20 protein-coding genes are annotated in these 18653 nt (G+C 65.3%); 5 read left to right on the forward strand and 15 right to left on the reverse strand.

Annotated features, from left to right (window positions below; genetic code table 11):
* The first annotated feature begins 4 nt into the window (after positions 1–4).
* The 3 genes from argH to OEZ71_RS17565 are packed head-to-tail and all read left to right on the forward strand — an operon-like array spanning position 5 to position 1688.
* Positions 5–1396: an argininosuccinate lyase gene (argH, locus tag OEZ71_RS17555; RefSeq protein WP_263741351.1), complete on the forward strand. Its 1392-nt coding sequence runs from the start codon at positions 5–7 to the stop codon at positions 1394–1396.
* Entirely contained in the window at positions 1393–1551 is a 159-nt protein-coding gene (locus OEZ71_RS17560; protein ID WP_263741352.1) for a hypothetical protein, read from the forward strand. Before argH ends, OEZ71_RS17560 begins: the two co-directional genes overlap by 4 nt.
* Positions 1548–1688 carry an argininosuccinate lyase gene (locus tag OEZ71_RS17565; RefSeq protein ID WP_263741353.1) on the forward strand — a complete coding sequence of 47 codons (141 nt, stop codon included), beginning with the start codon at positions 1548–1550 and terminating at the stop codon, positions 1686–1688. Before OEZ71_RS17560 ends, OEZ71_RS17565 begins: the two co-directional genes overlap by 4 nt.
* 227 nt (positions 1689–1915) lie before the next feature.
* Here the strand turns inward: OEZ71_RS17565 and OEZ71_RS17570 are convergent, their stop codons facing one another.
* From OEZ71_RS17570 to OEZ71_RS17585, 4 genes are read right to left on the reverse strand one after another with little or no spacing between them, the layout of a single operon-like run.
* Positions 1916–3052 carry an ABC transporter permease gene (locus tag OEZ71_RS17570; protein ID WP_263741354.1) on the reverse strand — a complete coding sequence of 379 codons (1137 nt, stop codon included), beginning with the start codon at positions 3050–3052 and terminating at the stop codon, positions 1916–1918.
* Positions 3049–3975 (reverse strand): ABC transporter ATP-binding protein, encoded by a 927-nt coding sequence (locus OEZ71_RS17575; RefSeq protein WP_263741355.1) that lies wholly within the window; start codon positions 3973–3975, stop codon positions 3049–3051. Before OEZ71_RS17575 ends, OEZ71_RS17570 begins: the two co-directional genes overlap by 4 nt.
* Positions 3972–4922, reverse strand: coding sequence for an HlyD family secretion protein (locus OEZ71_RS17580; protein WP_263741356.1), 951 nt, complete (start codon positions 4920–4922; stop codon positions 3972–3974). The genes OEZ71_RS17575 and OEZ71_RS17580 overlap by 4 nt, the downstream gene beginning before the upstream one ends.
* Positions 4919–5563: a CerR family C-terminal domain-containing protein gene (locus OEZ71_RS17585; RefSeq protein WP_263741357.1), complete on the reverse strand. Its 645-nt coding sequence runs from the start codon at positions 5561–5563 to the stop codon at positions 4919–4921. The genes OEZ71_RS17580 and OEZ71_RS17585 overlap by 4 nt, the downstream gene beginning before the upstream one ends.
* A 152-nt stretch (positions 5564–5715) precedes the next feature.
* Here OEZ71_RS17585 and OEZ71_RS17590 point away from each other — a divergent pair, with 152 nt between their 5' ends.
* Entirely contained in the window at positions 5716–6174 is a 459-nt protein-coding gene (locus OEZ71_RS17590) for an SPW repeat domain-containing protein (RefSeq protein WP_412175648.1), read from the forward strand.
* A gap of 60 nt (positions 6175–6234) precedes the next feature.
* Here the strand turns inward: OEZ71_RS17590 and ptsP are convergent, their stop codons facing one another.
* Together ptsP and OEZ71_RS17600 are read right to left on the reverse strand one after the other, a co-directional pair.
* Positions 6235–8481 carry a phosphoenolpyruvate--protein phosphotransferase gene (gene ptsP / locus OEZ71_RS17595; RefSeq protein ID WP_263741358.1) on the reverse strand — a complete coding sequence of 749 codons (2247 nt, stop codon included), beginning with the start codon at positions 8479–8481 and terminating at the stop codon, positions 6235–6237.
* 87 nt (positions 8482–8568) lie between these two features.
* Positions 8569–9444 (reverse strand): LysR family transcriptional regulator, encoded by an 876-nt coding sequence (locus tag OEZ71_RS17600; RefSeq protein WP_263741359.1) that lies wholly within the window; start codon positions 9442–9444, stop codon positions 8569–8571.
* A 221-nt stretch (positions 9445–9665) separates the two neighbouring features.
* Here OEZ71_RS17600 and OEZ71_RS17605 point away from each other — a divergent pair, with 221 nt between their 5' ends.
* Positions 9666–10070: an ester cyclase gene (locus OEZ71_RS17605; protein ID WP_263741360.1), complete on the forward strand. Its 405-nt coding sequence runs from the start codon at positions 9666–9668 to the stop codon at positions 10068–10070.
* Between the two features lie 131 nt (positions 10071–10201).
* On the opposite strand, the gene OEZ71_RS17610 is transcribed toward OEZ71_RS17605, so the two are convergent.
* The 9 genes from OEZ71_RS17610 to hutU form a co-directional block, all read right to left on the reverse strand.
* The gene (locus OEZ71_RS17610; protein ID WP_263741361.1) at positions 10202–10891 is read right to left on the reverse strand and encodes an NAD(P)-dependent oxidoreductase; all 690 of its coding nucleotides are present in this window, start codon (positions 10889–10891) and stop codon (positions 10202–10204) included.
* A gap of 106 nt (positions 10892–10997) precedes the next feature.
* Positions 10998–12254 carry an aspartate kinase gene (locus OEZ71_RS17615; RefSeq protein ID WP_263741362.1) on the reverse strand — a complete coding sequence of 419 codons (1257 nt, stop codon included), beginning with the start codon at positions 12252–12254 and terminating at the stop codon, positions 10998–11000.
* An 85-nt stretch (positions 12255–12339) separates the two neighbouring features.
* Positions 12340–12714, reverse strand: a complete 375-nt coding sequence (locus OEZ71_RS17620) for a YybH family protein (RefSeq protein ID WP_263741363.1) — start codon at positions 12712–12714, stop codon at positions 12340–12342.
* A 26-nt stretch (positions 12715–12740) separates the two neighbouring features.
* A complete protein-coding gene (locus OEZ71_RS17625) occupies positions 12741–13382 on the reverse strand; it encodes an SDR family oxidoreductase (protein ID WP_263741364.1) in 642 nt (213 codons plus the stop codon).
* Between the two features lie 87 nt (positions 13383–13469).
* Positions 13470–13901: a DUF1178 family protein gene (locus OEZ71_RS17630; RefSeq protein ID WP_263741365.1), complete on the reverse strand. Its 432-nt coding sequence runs from the start codon at positions 13899–13901 to the stop codon at positions 13470–13472.
* A 50-nt stretch (positions 13902–13951) separates the two neighbouring features.
* Positions 13952–14428, reverse strand: a complete 477-nt coding sequence (locus OEZ71_RS17635; protein WP_263741366.1) for an NUDIX hydrolase — start codon at positions 14426–14428, stop codon at positions 13952–13954.
* Between the two features lie 114 nt (positions 14429–14542).
* Positions 14543–15514: a threonine dehydratase gene (locus OEZ71_RS17640; protein WP_263741367.1), complete on the reverse strand. Its 972-nt coding sequence runs from the start codon at positions 15512–15514 to the stop codon at positions 14543–14545.
* On the reverse strand, positions 15499–16764 hold the full coding sequence (locus OEZ71_RS17645; protein ID WP_263741368.1) for a 3-deoxy-D-manno-octulosonic acid transferase: 1266 nt from the start codon (positions 16762–16764) through the stop codon (positions 15499–15501). The genes OEZ71_RS17640 and OEZ71_RS17645 overlap by 16 nt, the downstream gene beginning before the upstream one ends.
* A gap of 199 nt (positions 16765–16963) precedes the next feature.
* Positions 16964–18652, reverse strand: a complete 1689-nt coding sequence (gene hutU, locus OEZ71_RS17650; RefSeq protein ID WP_263741369.1) for a urocanate hydratase — start codon at positions 18650–18652, stop codon at positions 16964–16966.
* Between the last annotated feature and the right edge of the window lies 1 nt (position 18653).

Here is an 18653-nt window from a genome sequence, read left to right on the forward strand (position 1 = left end):
GACCATGACCGACAAGACCCAGAATGCGATGTGGGGCGGGCGTTTCGCCGATGGGCCCGACGCGATCATGGAGGCGATCAATGCCTCGATCAGCTTCGACCAGCGGCTTTACGCCCAGGACATCGCGGGGTCCCGTGCCCATGCGGCGATGCTCGCCGCGCAGGGCATCATAAGCGATAAAGATGCAAAGGCCATTCGGGAAGGCCTGCTCACGGTCTTGTCAGAGATCGAGACCGGAAACTTCGCATTTTCGACAGCACTTGAAGACATCCACATGAATGTCGAGGCGCGGCTGAAAGAGATCATCGGTGAACCGGCCGGGCGGCTTCATACCGCGCGGAGCCGCAACGATCAGGTCGCGACCGACTTCCGGCTCTGGGTGCGCGACCGCTGCGATGAGGCGGTCGGCAAATTGTCGGCTTTGTGTATGGCACTTGTCGGTCAGGCAGAGGCCGGGGCCGATTGGGTCATGCCGGGCTTCACCCATCTTCAGACCGCGCAGCCGGTGACCTGGGGCCACCATATGCTGGCCTATGTGGAGATGTTTTCACGCGATATCGGTCGGTTCACCGATGCAAGGAAACGCATGAACGAATGCCCGCTCGGCGCGGCCGCACTTGCGGGCACCTCCTTCCCGATCGACCGGTTTGCGACGGCAGCGGCGCTCGGCTTCGACCGGCCCGCGGCCAATTCGCTCGATGCCGTCAGCGACCGCGACTTCGCGCTCGAATTCCTCGCCGCTGCTGCGATAACCGCCATGCATCTTTCCCGCTTCGCCGAGGAACTGGTGATCTGGTCCTCGGCCCAGTTCCGCTTCGTGGCGCTTTCCGACCGCTTCTCCACCGGCTCCTCGATCATGCCGCAGAAAAAGAATCCCGATGCGGCCGAGCTGATCCGGGCCAAGGTCGGGCGGATCATGGGGGCGAATGTCGGGCTGATGATGGTGATGAAGGGCCTGCCGCTGACCTATTCCAAGGACATGCAGGAAGACAAGGAACAGGTCTTCGACGCGGCCGACAACCTGATGCTGGCGCTTGCGGCAATGGAAGGCATGGTGCGCGACATGAGCGCCAATCGCGCCAATCTTGAAAAGGCCGCATCCTCGGGCTTTTCGACCGCGACCGACCTTGCCGACTGGCTCGTGCGCGCGCTGGGCCTGCCCTTCCGCGACGCCCACCACATCACCGGCAGCCTTGTCGCCATGGCCGAGAAGAAGGGCTGCGACCTGCCCGACCTGAATCTGGCTGAAATGCAGTCCGCCCATGCGGGGATCACGGACGAAGTCTATTCGGTCCTCGGCGTCCACAATTCCGTCGCCTCGCGCCAGAGCTTCGGCGGTACCGCCCCCGATCAGGTCCGCGCCCGGATTGCTGACTGGAAGGCGCGGCTGGCATGAGGTTCGTGCCTGTCCTTCTGGCCGCAGCCGCCCTTCTCTCCGCCTGCGCGCAACCGCGTGCCCATGTCGGCGCGCGCATCACGCCGGACGGGGTCCGGGCGACGCCTTCGCTGTCCACCTCCATCGCCGGTATCGGCCTTACACTGAGCCAATGATCATGCGCATCTGCCTGAGCCTTCTCATAGCCGCCACCCTCGCTGCCTGCGGCGCGGATGGCGAACCGACCCCGCCTGCCGAAACCGGCGTCACGGTCTCGGGGCAGGTCAAGGTCGGCGTCGGCGGCAACCTCTGACCCTGTGACCAGATTGAGCGCGCGGGTGCCCCGCGCGCAAGACATATCTCACCCCATTCGCAAGGCGAATGGGGTTCGGATTCCGCTCCGCGGGGAGGTGTTTTAGAACAGGAGAAGCCCAAGGGCTGTCCTGCTTCTTCTGTTCTAAAATACCTCCCGCCGGCGGCAAATCGCACGAAGTGCCAGAAGGCTCGCGCGCGCAGCGCGCTCAACTGGATCACGCCCCCTCAATCCAGCGTACGACGGAACCGGAGAAGCGCGAGTGTCGCAAAGGCGCCCACAAAGACCGCCAGCGCCGCCATGGGTTGCGCGACGCCCGCATAGTCCGACCCTTTCAGCATCACCGCCCGGATCAGCCGCAGGAAATGGGTGAGCGGGAAGATCTCACCCAGGGTCTGCGCCCAGTAGGGCATGCCGCGATAGGGGAACATGAAGCCCGAGAGCAGCAGCGAAGGCAGGAAGAAGAAGAAGGTAAGCTGCATCGCCTGCATCTGGGTTCGCGAGGCGGTGGAGATGAGGTAACCGAGAATGACGAGCGCGGCGACGAAGATGAAGACGCCCAGCAGAAGCAGCGGCAATGCGCCGACAAAGGGCACGTCGAAGATCAGTTTCGCCGCGACGAGCACCACCGCGACCTGCACCGCGCCGACACCGAGATAGGGCAGGACCTTGCCCAGCATGATCTCGATGGGTGTTGCCGGCATGGAGAGCAGGTTTTCCATCGTGCCACGTTCCACCTCGCGCGTCAGCGCCATCGAGGTCATCATCACCATTGTCATCTGCAGGATGACGCCAAGGAGGCCCGGCACGATATTGTACTGGGTGATGCCTTCCGGGTTGTAACGCTTGTGGACCGTCACCTGCAGCCGGGTCGCTTCTGTTTCCGCGGCCTGTGCCTCTGCCCCGCTTTCGCGCAGCAATGCCTCGGCCGCGACGATGCCGAGGGTGGAGATGGCGCCGGAGGCGACGGACGGATCGGTCGCATCGGCCTCGATCAGGATCGTCGGGTGATCGCCGCGTTCCACCCGGCGGCCGAAATCGGAAGGAACCGTAACGACGAAGGCGACATCGCCCTTCGTGATCAGGGCTTCCGCCTCGGCGGCAGAGGCGGCGGGATGGGTGAAGCGGTAATAACCGGTCAGTTCCAGCGCCGAGACCATGGCGCGGGTATAGCGGTCCTGCGTGGGCGCGACGAGTGCGGCGGGCAGTCCCTTCGGGTCGGAGTTGATTGCGAAGCCGAAGAGGATGAGCTGGATCAGCGGGATGCCCAGCATCATCGCGAAGGTGATGCGGTCGCGGCGCATCTGGATCAGTTCCTTGGCGAGAAGCGCGGCGAGGCGGCGAAGCGAGAAGAAGCGGCTCATCCCATATTGTCCTTCGCTCCGCCCATGAGCTGGATGAACACATCCTCAAGGCTGGTCTCGGCCGGGTGCATGGTCGTCCCGGTCTCTGCCGCCACCCGCTCCACCGATTGCCTGAGTGCCGCGCCGTCGCGGCCGACGACATGCAACGTCGCGCCGAAAGGGGCGATCTGGTCGACGCCCGCCGCGCCCTCCAGCCGCCGTGCGGCCGCAGTCAGGTCATCGCCCTCCAGGATCACGGTCGTCAGCCCGGCATTGCGGACCACTTCGGCCACGGTGCCCTTGGCCACGAGCTTGCCGTAAGAGATATAGTTGATCCGGTGGCAGCGCTCGGCCTCGTCCATGTAGTGGGTGGAGACGAGCACGGTCAGACCCTCCGCCGCCAGCCGGTGGATCTCGTCCCAGAACTCGCGCCGCGCCTTGGGGTCGACCCCGGCGGTGGGCTCATCCAGCATCAGCAGTTTCGGCGCGTGCATGATGCAGGCGGCGAGCGCGAGGCGCTGCTTCCAGCCGCCCGAGAGCGACCCGGCCAGTTGATGCCGCCGCGCGGTCAGGCCGAGATCGGCCAGCGTGTCGGAGACATGTCTGCGCGCGGGCCGAAGACCGTAAAGACCCGCGACGAAGTTCAGGTTCTCCTCGATCGTCAGGTCTTCGTAGAAGGAAAAGCGCTGGGTCATGTAGCCGACCTCACGCTTGATCGCGCGGCCCGCGCGGCGGATGTCGTGGCCAAGGACGCGGCCTTCGCCCGCATCCGGGGTGAGAAGCCCGCACATGAGGCGGATCGTCGTCGTCTTGCCCGACCCGTTGGGGCCGAGGAATCCCGCGATCTCACCCTTCCGGACGGTCAGCGAGACGTCACCCACCACCGCCCGTCCGCCGTAACGCTTGGTCAGGCCCCGGACCTCGATGGCGGGTTCGGCGTTCATCCCGCTTCCCCGGACAGGTCGACATCGACGATCTGGCCGGGTTTCAGCCCGTCGGGCGCGTCGGGCCGCGCCTCGATCAGGTAGACGAGCTTTTGCCGGTTCTCGAGCGAGTAGATGACCGGGGGCGTGAATTCGGGCGCGTCGGCGACATAGGTCACCGTGGCCGTGTGCCCGTCGCCGCAGCCGTCGCAATGGACGCTGAGGGAGGAACCGGGGGCGATGGTGGCGATTGCCGTTGCGGGTACATAGAGCCGGAGTTTCACCGCGCCATCGGGCAGGATCGACAGGACCGGCGCCGCAGGTCCGGCCAGTTCGCCGGGCGTGCGGATCACGTCATGGACCCGGCCCGGGGCAGGGGCGGTCAGGCGGCGCTGGCCAAGGTTCCAGTCCGCACGGGCGCGGGCGGCTTTCGCGCCGTCCACCGCAGCTTCGGCCGCCGCGATCTCCTGCGCGCGGGCGGGAAGGCGGGCGACTGCAAGGTTGGCCTCGGCCTCGGCCACCCGGGCGCGGGCGACCGTGGCGGCGGTTGCCGCGTCGTCGGCCTGTGTTGCCGTCGCAGCCCCCCGTTTGGCGAGGCTCTGCAAGCGTTCGGCGGCGCGGTCGGCCTCATCGGCCTGCGCGCGGGCCGAGGCGAGCGTGGCCTCGATCACCCGGATTTCCTCCGGACGACGTCCCTCGCGCAGGTTAGCAAGCTGGCTTTCGGCCTGGGCCAGCGCCGCTGTCGCCTCGGACAGGGCAATCTCGGCGTCGCGGCGTTCCATCGCGACGAGCAGGTCCCCCGCCGCCACCCGGTCCCCGCGTGCCACGGCGAGGGTTTCGATCTGGGCGGTGGCGACCGGGGCGATCAGCACATATTCGCCCTCCACATAGCCGGTCGCGAAGGGCGGTGGCGGCGAACAGGCGGAAAACAGGGCCGAGAGGATCGGGACGGCACAGATGACGCTCATGACAGACGCTCCCGTTCAAGGATGGACCGGAGATTGGCGGCGAGAATGTCGGCGATGCGGGCGGCCTCGTCCGCGCCGGGATCAGACCAGCCGAGTCGGCGGGTCACGATCGGGCGGCCGATGCGGAAATAGAGCACCTGTCCGATCAGGGAAAAGACGGTGAGCTTTGTCGCCTCGCTTTCCGCCTCCTGCCCGGTCGCGATGCCCCAGAGCGCGCAGAAGCGGCGGTGCATCGGTTCGATCATTGCGGCATAGACGGTGTCGAGGACGGGGCCGCCTTCGCCCACCTCACGCAGCATGAAGGGGATCAGCGGTTCCGCCTCGCGCGAGGCGATGACGAAACGGGCCATGGCGCGCAGGATCATTTCCATCTGCAGTGCCGCGGCTTGGGGCGTGTCGGGCCGGGGCAGGGCACTGGCATTCAGGACCGCGCCGATGCGCCGCGCGACCTCTGCCCCGCAAGCCTGCCTGAGCCCGTCCTTGGAGCCGAAATGATACGCGATGGAAGCGATGTTTGCCTGCGCCTCGGCCGCGATCTCGCGCGTAGAGGTGGCTGCGAAACCCTTTTGGCCGAAGAGTTTCAGTCCGGCGGCGATCAGGTCGGCGGCAGTGCCTTCGGGGGCTTTGGGTTCGTTGGTCATGGGGTTTTCAGGGTCGGTCAGGTTGGCATTTTAATCAATCGTTTGATTTAGTACAACACAGTTTTCCGTGATCTTGGTTCCCGGGCGACCGGTGCCGCCCGTTTTGTCCCGGCCCTGCGGTGAAATTTCGGACGATCTGCAAACCGTCTCGGATGGCGGGGAATTCTGGCGCCGACCTGCCAGACCTAGATTTCTGGCATCCGCCGGTCCGCCGGCCCGGCAACAACAGAAAGGACCATCTCATGCCATTCGGCTTCGTCACCAAAACCATTCATTCCTGGCTCGACTATCCGGTCGCGGCCGCGCTCATGATCCTGCCCGTCGTGCTGGGGCTCGGCGAGAGCAATCCCGCCGCACTCTGGCTGTCGGTCTTGACCGGCATCGCGGCGCTGATCCTGACAATCTTCACTGATCATCAAACCGGGCTGATCCGGGTGCTGCCCTATCGGGTGCATATGGCGGTCGACCTCGCGGTCGGGCTGACCTTCCTTGCCGCACCGTTCCTGTTCGGCTTCGCCGGCTTGGACGCGGCGTTTTACTGGCTCAACGGGCTGGCGGTCGTCGCGGTGATCGGCCTGCACAAGCCCGAACCGGGTCCGAGCGCGGCATAAAGCCGTCAGAACCCGGTTGCGTGTCCCGGGCCGGGTCCGTCCACCGGTCCGGGACGCGTATCAGATATCCTGTTTCGCAAGCCAGTTCACAACGCCCGCGCGGACATTGGTCACGCCCGCCTCGCATTCCGCCTCGATCACCGCGCGCAGTTCGGTGAGATTTACGCGGCGGATCAGATGCTTCACCGGGCCGATGGAGGCAGGCCGCATGGAGAGCGTACGGAAACCGATGGCAGCAAGAGTCAGCGCCTCGATCGGACGACCGGCATCCTCGCCGCAGAAGGACAGGTCGGTGCGGGTTTCGGCGCAGCGATCAACGATATGGCAGAGGAAGTGCAGGAAGCTCGCGTTCAGCATATCATAGCGCCGACGGACGGTTTCGTTTTCGCGGTCTGCGGCGAAGAAGAACTGTTTCAGGTCATTGCCGCCGACCGAGATGAAATCTGCCGTCTCGAAGAATTCCTTTGGCGCATAGGCGAGCGACGGGGTTTCCAGCATTGCGCCGATTTCCAAGGCGCCCGGCAGCTTGTGCCCCAACCGGCGCTCGCGCTCCACCTCATCCTTCAGCATCTGGCGGGCGGTGCGGAACTCCTCGTATTCGGCGACGAAGGGGAACATGATCGACATCGGCCGCCCGTTCGCGGCGCGCAGGAGGGCCTGCAGCTGCATCCGCATGATGCCGGGCTTGTCGAGCGCCACCCGGATCGCGCGCCAGCCCATCGCGGGGTTCGGTTCTTCCACCCGCTTCATGTAGGGCAGGACCTTGTCCGAGCCGATGTCGAGCGTGCGGAAGACGACGCGCTTGCCATGGGCGGCATCCATGACGCCGGAATAGATGCCCGCAAGTTCCGCCCGCTTCGGCACATGGTTGCGGATCAGGAACTGCAATTCGGTGCGGAAAAGGCCGACGCCTTCGGCCCCTGATCCGGCGAGCGACGGCAGGTCGGCCATCAGCCCCGCATTCATGTGGAGCGAGATCGTGGTTCCGCATTTCGCGGTGGCCGGCTTGTCGCGGAGCGATGCGTAGCGCGTCTGCGCCTTGGCCTGCATCGCTATCTTGTCGCGGAAGGCGGCGGCGACGGTTTCCTCGGGGCGCAGGTGCACGATGCCCTGATCGCCGTCGACGAGGATCGGGTCGCCGTTCAGGGCTTCGGTTATGATCCGTTCGGCGTGGATGACAAGGGGAATGGCCAGCGCCCGGGCGACGATGGCGGCATGCGAGCCGACGGCGCCTTCCTCCAGCACGATCCCCTTCAGGCGCCGACCATAATCGAGAAGCTCCGCAGGCCCTATATTGCGGGCCACAAGGATCGGATCGTCGGGCATCTCGGCGCCAGTATCGGCGCCCTGGCCCGTCAGGATGCGCAGAAGCCGGTTCGAGAGGTCGTCAAGGTCGTGAAGCCGGTCGCGCAGGTAAGGATCGGGCACGGTTTCGAGCCGTGCGCGGGCCGCCGACTGTTCCTTTTCCACCGCCGCCTCGGCCGAGAGGCCCGCCGCGATGTCTTCCTCCATCCGCCGCATCCAGCCGCGTGAATTGGCAAACATCCGGTAGGCTTCCAGAACCTGGCTTTGTTCCTTGTCCTGCCCGTCGGTCATGGTCAGCATCGCATCGACCGAGATACGCAGCCGGTCGACCGCCTCTTTCAGCCGCTCCAGTTCCGCAGCCGGATCGTCGGATACGAGGTTGGTGATGACGACACGCGGTTCATGCAGCCAGACATGGCCCTCTGCCGCGCCCTCCTGCCCGGTGCCGCCCCGGTACATCACGGGCTGCTGGTGCAGGGCTGACAGCGCTTCGCCCTCGCCGACGAAGGCGCCAAGTTCGGTCATCTCGGCCACCACCATGGCCACGACTTCCAGCGCATAGACCTCGTCATCGGAAAAGGCGCGCGCCTCTTTCGACTGAACCACGAGGACGCCGAGTTTTTCACCCAGCCGCTGGATCGGCACGCCGAGGAAGGAGGAATAGATCTCCTCGCCCGTCTCGGGCATATAGCGGAAGCCCTTTTCGGCGGGTGCATTGGCGGTGTTGATCGGGGACGACGTCTTGGCGACGCGGCCCACAAGGCCCTCACCCAGCCGCATCCGCGTCTGGTGCACGGATTCGGGGTTCAGACCTTCGGTCGCACAGAGTTCCAGCGTCTCGTCATCGCGGAAAAGGTAGATCGAGCAGACCTCTGACTGCATCGAATCAGCGATCAGATGGGTGATGCGGTCCAGCCGTTCCTGCCCGGCTCCGGCCTCGGCAAGTGTGTCGCGCAAGCGCCGGAGCAGCTTGCGGCTTTCGCTTTCCGTGCGGTCGGGCATGTTTTCTCCAGGGTGCCCCTCGGCTATTGGCCTTCTTAGATCATAGCGGATCGCAAAACGAAACACCGAGATGCAGGCGCGGATCTGTCAGGTGGGGTTTCCCGGCGCGCGCCCTTCGATCAACTCGGCATTGGCGTTGCGCAGGTCGGTCAGGAAGTCGATCACCGCGCGGACGCGGGGCGTCCTGTGGACATCGACATGGGTGATGGCGAGTAGATCCACCGTGCCGATCACTTCCGGCCGGTATCGTCGAAGCGCCGGATCGCTGTCGCCGATGAAGCAGTCGATCAGAGCGACGCCGAGGCCCGCGCGGGCTGCCGAAACCATGTGCCCTTCGGTATTGGCGCGCAGAGCGGCGCGGCTGTCCGGGAACAGCCGGGCGATCTGGCCAGTGAAGCCCGCCGTATCGGGCTCCTGCGGCATGGAGATGATCGGCGGGACAGGTCCAAAGTCACTGTCTGCGGCGCAATAGGTGGCCATCGCGAAGGGGCCGACGGTGCGGATCACCGCGTCGGGTTCGGTCGGCCGGGACAGCCGCAGCGCGATATCGGCTTCGCGCCGGGACAGGCGCAAGGTCTTGACGCCGGACATGACGGTCACATCGAGACGCGGGTGACGCGACAGGAGCTGCGGCAGCGATGGCAGGATGAGCCGGTCGATCAGACCGTCGAGCGCGGTCAGTCGCACCGGCCCCTCGACGCGGGCATCACTGCCGCTGAGCCGGCTTTCGAGCGAAAGCGCGCGCGCCTCGATTTCCTCAGCCCGGGCAACCGCGATCTCGCCCGCCGCCGTCGGCCGGAAACCGTCGCGCATACGGTCGAAGAGCCGCGTGGAGAGATCGGTTTCGAGCGTCACGATGCGGCGGCCGACGGTTGTCGGGTCGACGCCAAGATCTCGCGACGCCGCCGCTAGAGAACCTGCACGCGCCACCGCCAGAACGTATTTCAGGTCATCCCAGTTCATGCCTGCATTTTTGCATGTCAGAACGGGGAAATCACTTCTTTTCCCGACAGGCCCTTCGCAGCATACTTTGTGTTACAGGGCATTTCGAAATGAAGCGCTTGATAAAAAACACAAAAATCAGAAAAGGAGTCAAATCGATGCGAATGCCTCGACTTCTTGCGGCCTGCGTGATTGCCGCGCCCATCGCAATTCCAACTCACTCAATGGCCGGGGAGGCCACAATGACCGATACACAAGTCACCGATTTCGTCTCGCGCTTTGAAACCGTCTTGAATGGGCACGACCTGACCGGGTCGGCGGACCTGTTCACCGCCGATTTCGTCGATCATGCACCCTGGCCCGGCCAGAGCCCGGATGCGGCGGGCTTCGCCGCAGGCCTCGGAGAGATGATCGCGGCCTTTCCCGACCTGCGCGTCGATGTGCAGCGCACGGTGGCCGAAGGCGACATGCTGACGACCCATTTCTTCCTCAGCGGATCGCAACTTGGTGAGTTCATGGGGTCCCCGGCAAGCGGCAAGACCTTCAATGTCGAGGCGATCGACATCCTCCGGATGCGGGATGGCCGGATTGTGGAGCATTGGGGCGTCATCGACGCGGCCGCAATGGCGGAACAGCTTGGTCTCTGAGCTCTTGTTCCTGCGGATCAGCCCCCTCGCGTCCCGAATGTGCCGCGAGGGGGCAAGCGACCTTTCCTGGGTCACCGATCATCGAAAGACGTTTGACCGAGCCAGATCCTTCGGAAGAATTGCTGCGACGATCATGCGGGAGGCGCAGCCGACCGTCCCGATGGAGATGCGCAACTCACGATCGCGGGCGCCTTGCGGATCAACGAGCGGTCTGTCAGCGCCGCAACCATGAACAGCGCGAAATCCGTGCGCCGTGTCCGGTTCGACGCAAGAACCGCGTCTCCCACATGTTCCGACCAAACCGGCAGTCCCTCGCTCGGGCCTTCCTCCAGATCGCTGCCGCGCACAACGGTCCAGTCGCGGTCCGAGGCAAAGATGGTGTCGCAGGCGCGGACCTGGTCGGAAATGTCGGCGAAGCGGAAGAGACGCATCAGCGGCGCGACAATGCCAAGCATCAGGCGGAAGCCGAGCGAGTAGCGGTCCTTGCCGTCGCGCGTGATGTGCCAGCCGCAGGAAAAGGCCAGCCGCGCGCCGGGCTCCGCGAGATCGAGCGCGGCCTCGGCGGTCTTGGTCGCATAACCGCTGACGCCCCAGGGGACCAGCACCACGAGCACGCCGTCGCAGCCCTTTACCGCATCGGCGACGACGGTCCTGTCGTCCGTGCGGCCGGGGAAGACCCTGATGCGGTCTTTCCACGGGCCGAGCTTGCCAACGCTTTCCGGTCGGCAGACGCCCTGCACCTCGTAACCGCGCGCCAACGCGTGTTCGACCATATAGCGGCCGAGCTTGCCAGAAATGCCGAGAATGCAGACCCGTTTCAATGATGTTCCTTCGCCATACCTCCCGGCGAAGCGAGCTCGGCCGGCGCAGTGCATGAGCATTCGCGGGCAAGCCTAGAGATGTAATCCGGCCGGTGCAAACGGCCGGTCAGGCTTTTTCCAGCTCGAACGCGTCGTGAAGGGCCTGAACAGCGAGTTCCATGTATTTCCGGTCGATCAGGACGGAGACCTTGATCTCGGATGTCGCGATGACCTTGATGTTGATGTTCTCGGCGGCCAGCGCCTTAAACATCTTCGAGGCGACGCCGGATTGCGAGCGCATGCCGATGCCGACGACGGAAACCTTGGCGACCTCGGTATCGACCGCAAGATCGTCATAGGCGATGGTGCCTGCGGCGCGGGCGTCTTCCATCGCCTTTTTGGCGCGGGCGACCTGATTGGTGGGGCAGGAGAAGGTCATGTCGGTCACCGCCATCGTGTGACCCTCATAGTCCTTCTCGGAAATGTTCTGGACGATCATGTCCACATTGATCCCGGCCTCGGCCAGCGGGCCGAAGATCGCGGCGGCGATGCCGGGGCGGTCCTCGACCGTCACCAGCGTGATCTTGGCTTCGTCGCGGCTGTAGGCGACGCCAGAAACGGCTTTTGATTCCACGATATCCTCCTCGTCGCAGACCAGGGTTCCGGAGTTGTCGTCAGTATCCTCAAAGCTCGACAAGACGCGCAGGCGCACCTTGAAGCGCATGGCAAGTTCGACCGATCGGGTTTGCAGGACCTTGGCGCCGAGCGAGGCCAGTTCCAGCATCTCTTCGAATGCAATCTTTTCCAGCTTGCGGGCTTTCGAGGTGATGCGGGGATCGGTCGTATAGATCCCGTCCACATCGGTATAGATGTCGCAGCGTTCCGCGCCGAAGGCGGCGGCGAAGGCGACGGCGGTGGTATCCGAACCGCCGCGTCCGAGCGTGGTGATGCGCCCCTCTTCCGAGACGCCCTGAAAGCCCGCGACCACGGCGACCTTGAAGCCCTCGGCGAATTTCGCGTCGATGTTTTCGCGCGGGATGGAGACGAAGCGGGCGGCCGAATGGGCAGAGGTCGTATTGATCGGCACCTGCCAGCCCTGCCAGCTGCGGGCTGGCACGCCCATTTCCTGCAGGCGGAGCGCCATGAGGCCGGCGGTCACATTCTCGCCGCTCGCCACCACGGCGTCGTATTCGCGTGCGTCATAAAGATGCGAGGTTTCCTCGACCCAGCCCACAAGCTCATTGGTCTTGCCGGACATGGCCGAGACGATCACGATCACGTCATAGCCGCGCTCGACCTCGCGTTTGACCTTTTCGGCGGCATTGGCGATGCGGTCGAGATCGGCCACCGAGGTGCCGCCGAATTTCATCACGAGAAGCGGCATTCCGGCCCCCCTGTCGCGCCCGAGTCAAAGTCCGGCGCTTCTTATTCGGGCAGGGGGGCGAGGGCAAGGGGCGATGGTTGTCCCGCTACACTTCGGCCAAAGTCAAGTCGTCGGCCACGAGGCAGCAATGGCTGACACGCCAGCCATCGGGGCCGCGCCGCAGAATACTCAGTGATTTTCCATCGCCCGTCATGTCGCCTTCGGAATAAGTCACGAGGCACCAGCCGGTGTCGCCTTCGCAGCCCGCCTCGATCACGGTCAGGGTCTTGCCGTTGCCGCCATCGCCGGTCCAGTCCCGGTGCAGCTCCTCGATGGCGGCCCGCCCCCGGGCCTCGGGCGCATAGGGCGAGAGAAGCCGGGCATCATCGGTGAAGCAGTCCGCGCAGCCCGCCGCGTCACCGGCGCGATAGGCCGATGCCATGCGGTCAAACAGGGCCTGCGCTTCGTCCTGAAATGCCATGCTTCACCGTCCTTTGCCCCAAGGTTTCAGAACGGGATAGCACGGCCTGCGTAATCTTCGAAACAGCCGGTCGTGGCCGGGCTCAGCGCATCGAACCGGGCCATGAGACCGCTGGCCGAGGTTTCCATGTCGATATCGGCGCCCGAACCGCCCATATCCGTGCGGACCCAGCCCGGATGGTAGATACCGACGGCGATGCCGTCGGGTTTCAGGTCCACGGCCAGATTGCGGCCGAGATTGAGCGCCGCGGCCTTTGAGGCGCGGTAGATGTAGCTGCCGCCGGGCGCGCGGGTATCGGAGGCCATGATGGAAGAGAGGATGGCGATCCTGCCCTTTGCAGTGCGCAGGTTTGGCAGCAATGCCTGCACGGTCAGAAACACCCCCGTGACATTGGCTGCGAAGGTGGCGGCCCACATGTCCGCAGAATAGCCCGAAGGCAGGGGCTGCCCCTTGTCGAGATAGACCCCGGCATTGCAGATGAGAAGGTCGAGCGGTGCGGGTCCGACCGCATCGGCCATCGCGCGCACGGAATCCGGATCGGTGACATCCAGCGGCAGGAGCCCGCCAGTCTTGCGCGCCGTTCCCGTGACCGCGTCGCCCCGCGCGCTGTAGGCATCGAAAAGCGCCCGTCCGATCCCCCGGTTCGCGCCGGTGATGAGAATACGCATGGTCGCCTCCACTTTCTGTCGGAAAATACTCTCGGGGGTGAGCCCCGGACATTATCCGGGGCGAGGGGGCAGACGGCCCCCTTGCTATCAGTTCGCCTTGCGTGCGGGCAGGAAGGGCAGGGGTGCGACCGGGATGCCATCCTCGATCAGGCTTTTCGCCTCTTCGATCCGCGCCTCGCCATAGATCGACCGCTCGGGCGCGTCGCCTTCATGCATAGCGCGGGCCTCGGCGGCGAAGTTCAGACCGACATAATCGGAATTCGCCTCGATCTGGCGGCGCATCTGGGCGACGGCCTCTTCCATCTTGTTGGCGGGTTTCGTGAGCGAGGGGGCCTTGGGCTTCGCTGCCTTGCGGGCGGGCCGGACCGACGGCGCCATCAGCGTCTTGGTTACCTTTTCAGACCCGCAGACCGCACAGGCCACATGCCCGGCCGCGTGGAGCCGGTCAAAGGCCTCGGCCGACTGGAACCAGCTTTCAAAGCCATGCCCGTCGGCGCAGTTGAGCGTGTAGCGGATCATCATTCCACCCTACAGAATCATCGCTCTATGTGGTCAGTTTGCAGGAAAAATCAAGCTTTTCCGGGGCGCGGGCAATTCAATTTCGCCGGATTGAAGCTGGCCAGAATATCCTGCAATTCGGGTTCATCGACGCGGGCTGCGGCCTTTTTCGGTGAGAACCATTTGCGCTTGCGCTGGCCCTTTTCGGGGAAGTCGGAGACGAGCCGGTCCACTTCCATCGGAAAGACAGAGACGACGACGGGTTGCTTTGAGCCATCATCCATCGCCTTGTCATAGGTGAAAAGCCCCGCACAGTCGGGGCAGAGGTAGCCCTTGGCCCCGGCTTCCTCGAAGGCCTCGATCTCGGCCGCCTCGGCGTCGGTCTTGCCCTTCATCGGCCAGCCCTTCGGGATCACCCAGCGCCCGGTGTCGCGGCTGGTGATCAGAAGGATCCTTGCGCCTTCCTTTTTCGTCACCTTGTAACAAAGCGCGGCGAATTGGGTTGCGGCCTTGCCCGAGGCTTGGGTCGTGTCGTCGAGTTCTTTCATGGACTGCCCGGGGCCTGTTCGCTCCCCGGTCCCTTTGTCGAAACCTGCCATACATTCCCATTCTGTCGAGGGAACTGGGCCAAAATTAGCATGGAAAGCGGCAATATGCCAGTTTCAGGGAGAGGGGGTTGCTCCAGAGAGGGCCGAGGCGAATTTCGCGCTGTCGATATTGCCGCCCGAAAGGATGAGGCCTACCCGCTTTCCGGCCATGCGGTCGCGTTCGGACATGAGCGCCGCGAGACCGGCCGCGCCCGCGCCCTCGGCCACGTTGTGGGTGTCGGCGAAGTAGGAGCGGACGGCCTCGGCGATCCCATCCTCGCTGACCGTGACGATCCGCGCGGCACCGGGCCCGTAGATGGCAAGCGCCTCGGCCACTGGAACGCGCACCGCCATGCCATCGGCAAAGGTCGCGGCCGAGTTGGTGGCGACCGGGCGGCCCGCTTCGACGGAAAGCTTCGCGCCGGGGGCAGTCTCGGCCACGACACCGATCACCTCGGTCGCGAGCCCCAGCGCGTCGCGCGCCGCGATCACCCCGCAGATGCCTGACCCGCAGCCGATGGGCACATAGACCACGTCGAGCGGCGGGGCGGCGCGGAAGAATTCCAGCCCATAGGTCGCGACGCCGCGTACAAGTTCGCGGTGGAAGGGCGGCACGGGAAAGAGGCCCTCAGACGTGGCGACCCGCATCGCCTCGTCTTTTGCCGCGTCGAAATCCGCGCCGAATTCGCGCAGGTCGGCACCGAAGGCCCGCATCGCCGTGTTCTTTTCGACCGAGTTGCCGTGGGGCGCGTAAACCACGGCCCGCAGCCCGGCCCTGGTCGCGGCCCGCGCCTGCGCTTGCCCATGATTGCCGCGCGTCGCGGTAATGATGCCGGGGCAATCGGGATGCGTGCGTCTCAGCCAGTCGATGAAGGTGATCGCGCCGCGAACCTTGAATGCGCCGATGGGACCGTGGTTTTCATGCTTGACCCAGACCTCGGCCCCGGTCCGCGCCGCGAGTTGTGGCCATGCATATTGCGGCGTAGGCGCCATGTGGCGGTGGACAAGATCCGCTGCGGCGTCGAGGTCTGCTAGGGTGAATTGCATGGCGCCTCCGGCCAGTTCGCGATGTCCGGCAGGCCGGTGGCGCGGGCGAGTTCGATGTAGAAGTGATCTAGGCCGTTTGTCGTTGCCAGCCCTGCCAGAGCCTCGGTCGCGCGGCGGGTAAGATGGGCCTGTTTGCCGGGGTCGGCGAGGCTCAGGATGGCCGTCGTGAGGTCCTCCGCCGTCTTCACCTCGACCGACCCGCCCGCCTGTCGCAACGCGTCATAGGCCGGCGCGGAATTCGACGTATGCGGCCCATGCAGCATCGCCGATCCATGGGCGGCGGGTTCGAAGGGCGTGTGGCCGCCGTGATCGACGAGTGAGCCACCGACGAGGGTCATGCCTGCGGCGGCGTACCAGAGGTCCATCTCGCCCATCGTGTCGGCATGGTAGATGACCGTCGCGGATGCTGGCGCGTCACCCCGCGACCGGGTTGCGTGAGAGAGGCCCGTCGCGGTGATCAGGCGCTCCACCTGATCCCGGCGGCGGGGATGGCGGGGGGCGAGGATGAGGCGCAGGTCAGGACGTTCGGCATGGGCTTTGGCAAAGGCCGTGAGCGCGACTTCCTCCTCGCCTTCGTGGGTCGAGGCAGCCAGAAGCGTCATGGCGCGGGGAAAGGGCAGGCTAGTCTCGGCATTTGCGGCCTTCGCGGCGGATTTCAGATTGGTGACGGGACCGATGCGGTCGGGCCGGAGGCCGAGCGTGCGGAACCGCGCCTCGGAGGCCGCGTCTTGCGCCGAGAGAAAACGGATGCTTTCCATGACCTGTCGGGCGAGGTCGGGAACCCGACCCCAGTTCCGGGCGCTGCTGGCCGACATGCGGGCGCCAATGACGAAGACCGGGATGCCGCGTTCGGCGCAGGCGGTGAGCCGTTCGGGCCAGAGCTCGTTCTCGACGACGACAAGCGCGGCGGGGTGCATCGTGTCGAGGAAGCGGTGCACGGGGCCGGGCATGTCGAGAGGTGCGAGGATCGCGTCGAGCCCCCAGCTTTTTGCAAGCGTCCGGGCCGTCTCGCTGTTCGTGGTGACGAGCAGGCGCAGGCCCGGCGCGCGGGATTGCAGCGTGTCGATCACCGAGCGGGCCGAGGTCAGTTCGCCATTCGATGCGGCATGGAGCCAGAGGAGCGGCCCGCTCCCTTCGCGCGCGGTCAGTCGACCCATCCGCTCGGTATACACGTCACCCCGTGCCGAGACGGTCAGCCTGAGCGCATAGGCGGAAAACAGGATCCGGGCGAGGAGGCGGTAGAAAAACAAGGCGCTATCGGGACGGTTGCGGTTGGCGGCGACCAGACCAGAACGGGCGTGCCGAGGCAAGGGGGAGGGGCATGGAGACGGCCTCGCCGAACCTCAACGGCGATAAGGTCGGGTTTCGCCCCGGCTTGCGCCGGGGCGACCCGCCGGGGGCGTTGCCCCCCGGACCCCCAGAGTATTTTCGGACAGAAAGTGAAAGGGATCAGTTTCCGAGGATTGTCGGGAGTTTGAGCCCGTGTTCCTTCGCGCAGTCCTTCGCGATGTCATAGCCCGCATCGGCATGGCGCCAGACGCCGGAAGCTGGGTCGTTCCAGAGCACGCGTTCGAGGCGGTTGGCGGCCTCTGGCGTGCCATCGGCGACGATGACGACGCCGGAATGCTGGCTGAACCCCATGCCGACGCCGCCACCGTGATGGAGGCTGACCCAGGTAGCGCCGGATGCGGTGTTGACGAGCGCGTTCAGGAGCGGCCAGTCGGAGACAGCGTCGGAGCCGTCTTTCATCGCTTCCGTCTCGCGGTTGGGGCTCGCGACGGAGCCGCTGTCGAGGTGGTCGCGGCCGATCACGATGGGGGCCTTCAGTTCGCCTGACGCCACCATCTCGTTGAACATCAACCCGGCGCGGTGCCGGTCGCCGAGGCCGATCCAGCAGATGCGGGCGGGCAGGCCCTGAAAGGCGATGCGTTCGGCGGCCATGTCGAGCCAGCGGTGGAGATGGGTGTTCTCGGGGAACAGCTTCTTCATTGCCGCGTCGGTCTTGGCGATGTCCTCCGAGTCGCCCGAGAGCGCGCACCAGCGGAAGGGGCCGATGCCCTTACAGAAGAGGGGCCGGATATAGGCGGGCACGAAACCGGGGAAGGCAAAAGCGTTCTCCAACCCCTCCTCCTTCGCGACCTGGCGAATGTTGTTGCCGTAGTCGACGGTGGGCACGCCCGCCTCGTGGAATTCGACCATGGCGGCGACATGGCGCTTCATCGAGGCGCGGGCCTCGCGTTCCACGCGTTTCGGATCGCTTTCCTGTGCGGCGCGCCATTCGGCGACGGTCCAGCCCAGGGGCAGGTAGCCGTGAACCGGGTCATGGGCCGAGGTCTGGTCGGTGACGATATCGGGGCGCGGACCGCCCTGTTTCATGCGGGCGGCGAGTTCCGGCACGATCTCGGCCGCGTTGCCGAGTAGGCCCACGGACTTCGCCTCGCCCGCCTTCGTCCATTTGTCGATCAGCGCAAGGGCGTCGTCAAGGGTGCGCGCCTTTTCGTCGAGGTATTTCGTGCGCAGACGGAAGTCGATCCGGGTTTCGTCGCATTCCACGGCAAGGCAGGAGGCGCCGGCGAAGACGGCGGCCAATGGCTGCGCCCCGCCCATGCCGCCAAGGCCTGCGGTGAGGATCCACTTGCCTTTCAGGTCGCCACCATAGTGCTGGCGGCCGGCCTCGGCGAAGGTTTCATAGGTGCCCTGAACGATGCCTTGCGTGCCGATATAGATCCACGATCCGGCCGTCATCTGGCCGTACATCATCAGACCCTTGCGGTCGAGTTCGTTGAAATGCTCCCAGGTGGCCCAATGCGGCACGAGGTTCGAGTTGGCGATGAGCACGCGCGGCGCGTCGGCATGGGTTTTTACCACGGCGACAGGGCGGCCGGACTGGACCAGCAGGGTTTCGTCGGCCTCAAGGGTCTTCAGGCTCGCGACGATGCGATCGAAATCGCCCCAAGAGCGCGCGGCGCGGCCGATGCCGCCATAGACGACAAGCTCATGCGGGTTCTCGGCGACATCCGGGTGCAAGTTGTTCATCAGCATCCGGAGGGGGGCCTCCGTCAGCCAGCTTTTGGCGTTCAGTTCAGTCCCGGTGGGCGGGAAGACGTCGCGTGTGTTCTTGCGGTCGAGGTCGAGCATG

This window comes from Albidovulum litorale, from assembly GCF_025751495.1.
In the GTDB taxonomy this organism is placed as follows: domain Bacteria; phylum Pseudomonadota; class Alphaproteobacteria; order Rhodobacterales; family Rhodobacteraceae; genus Albidovulum; species Albidovulum litorale.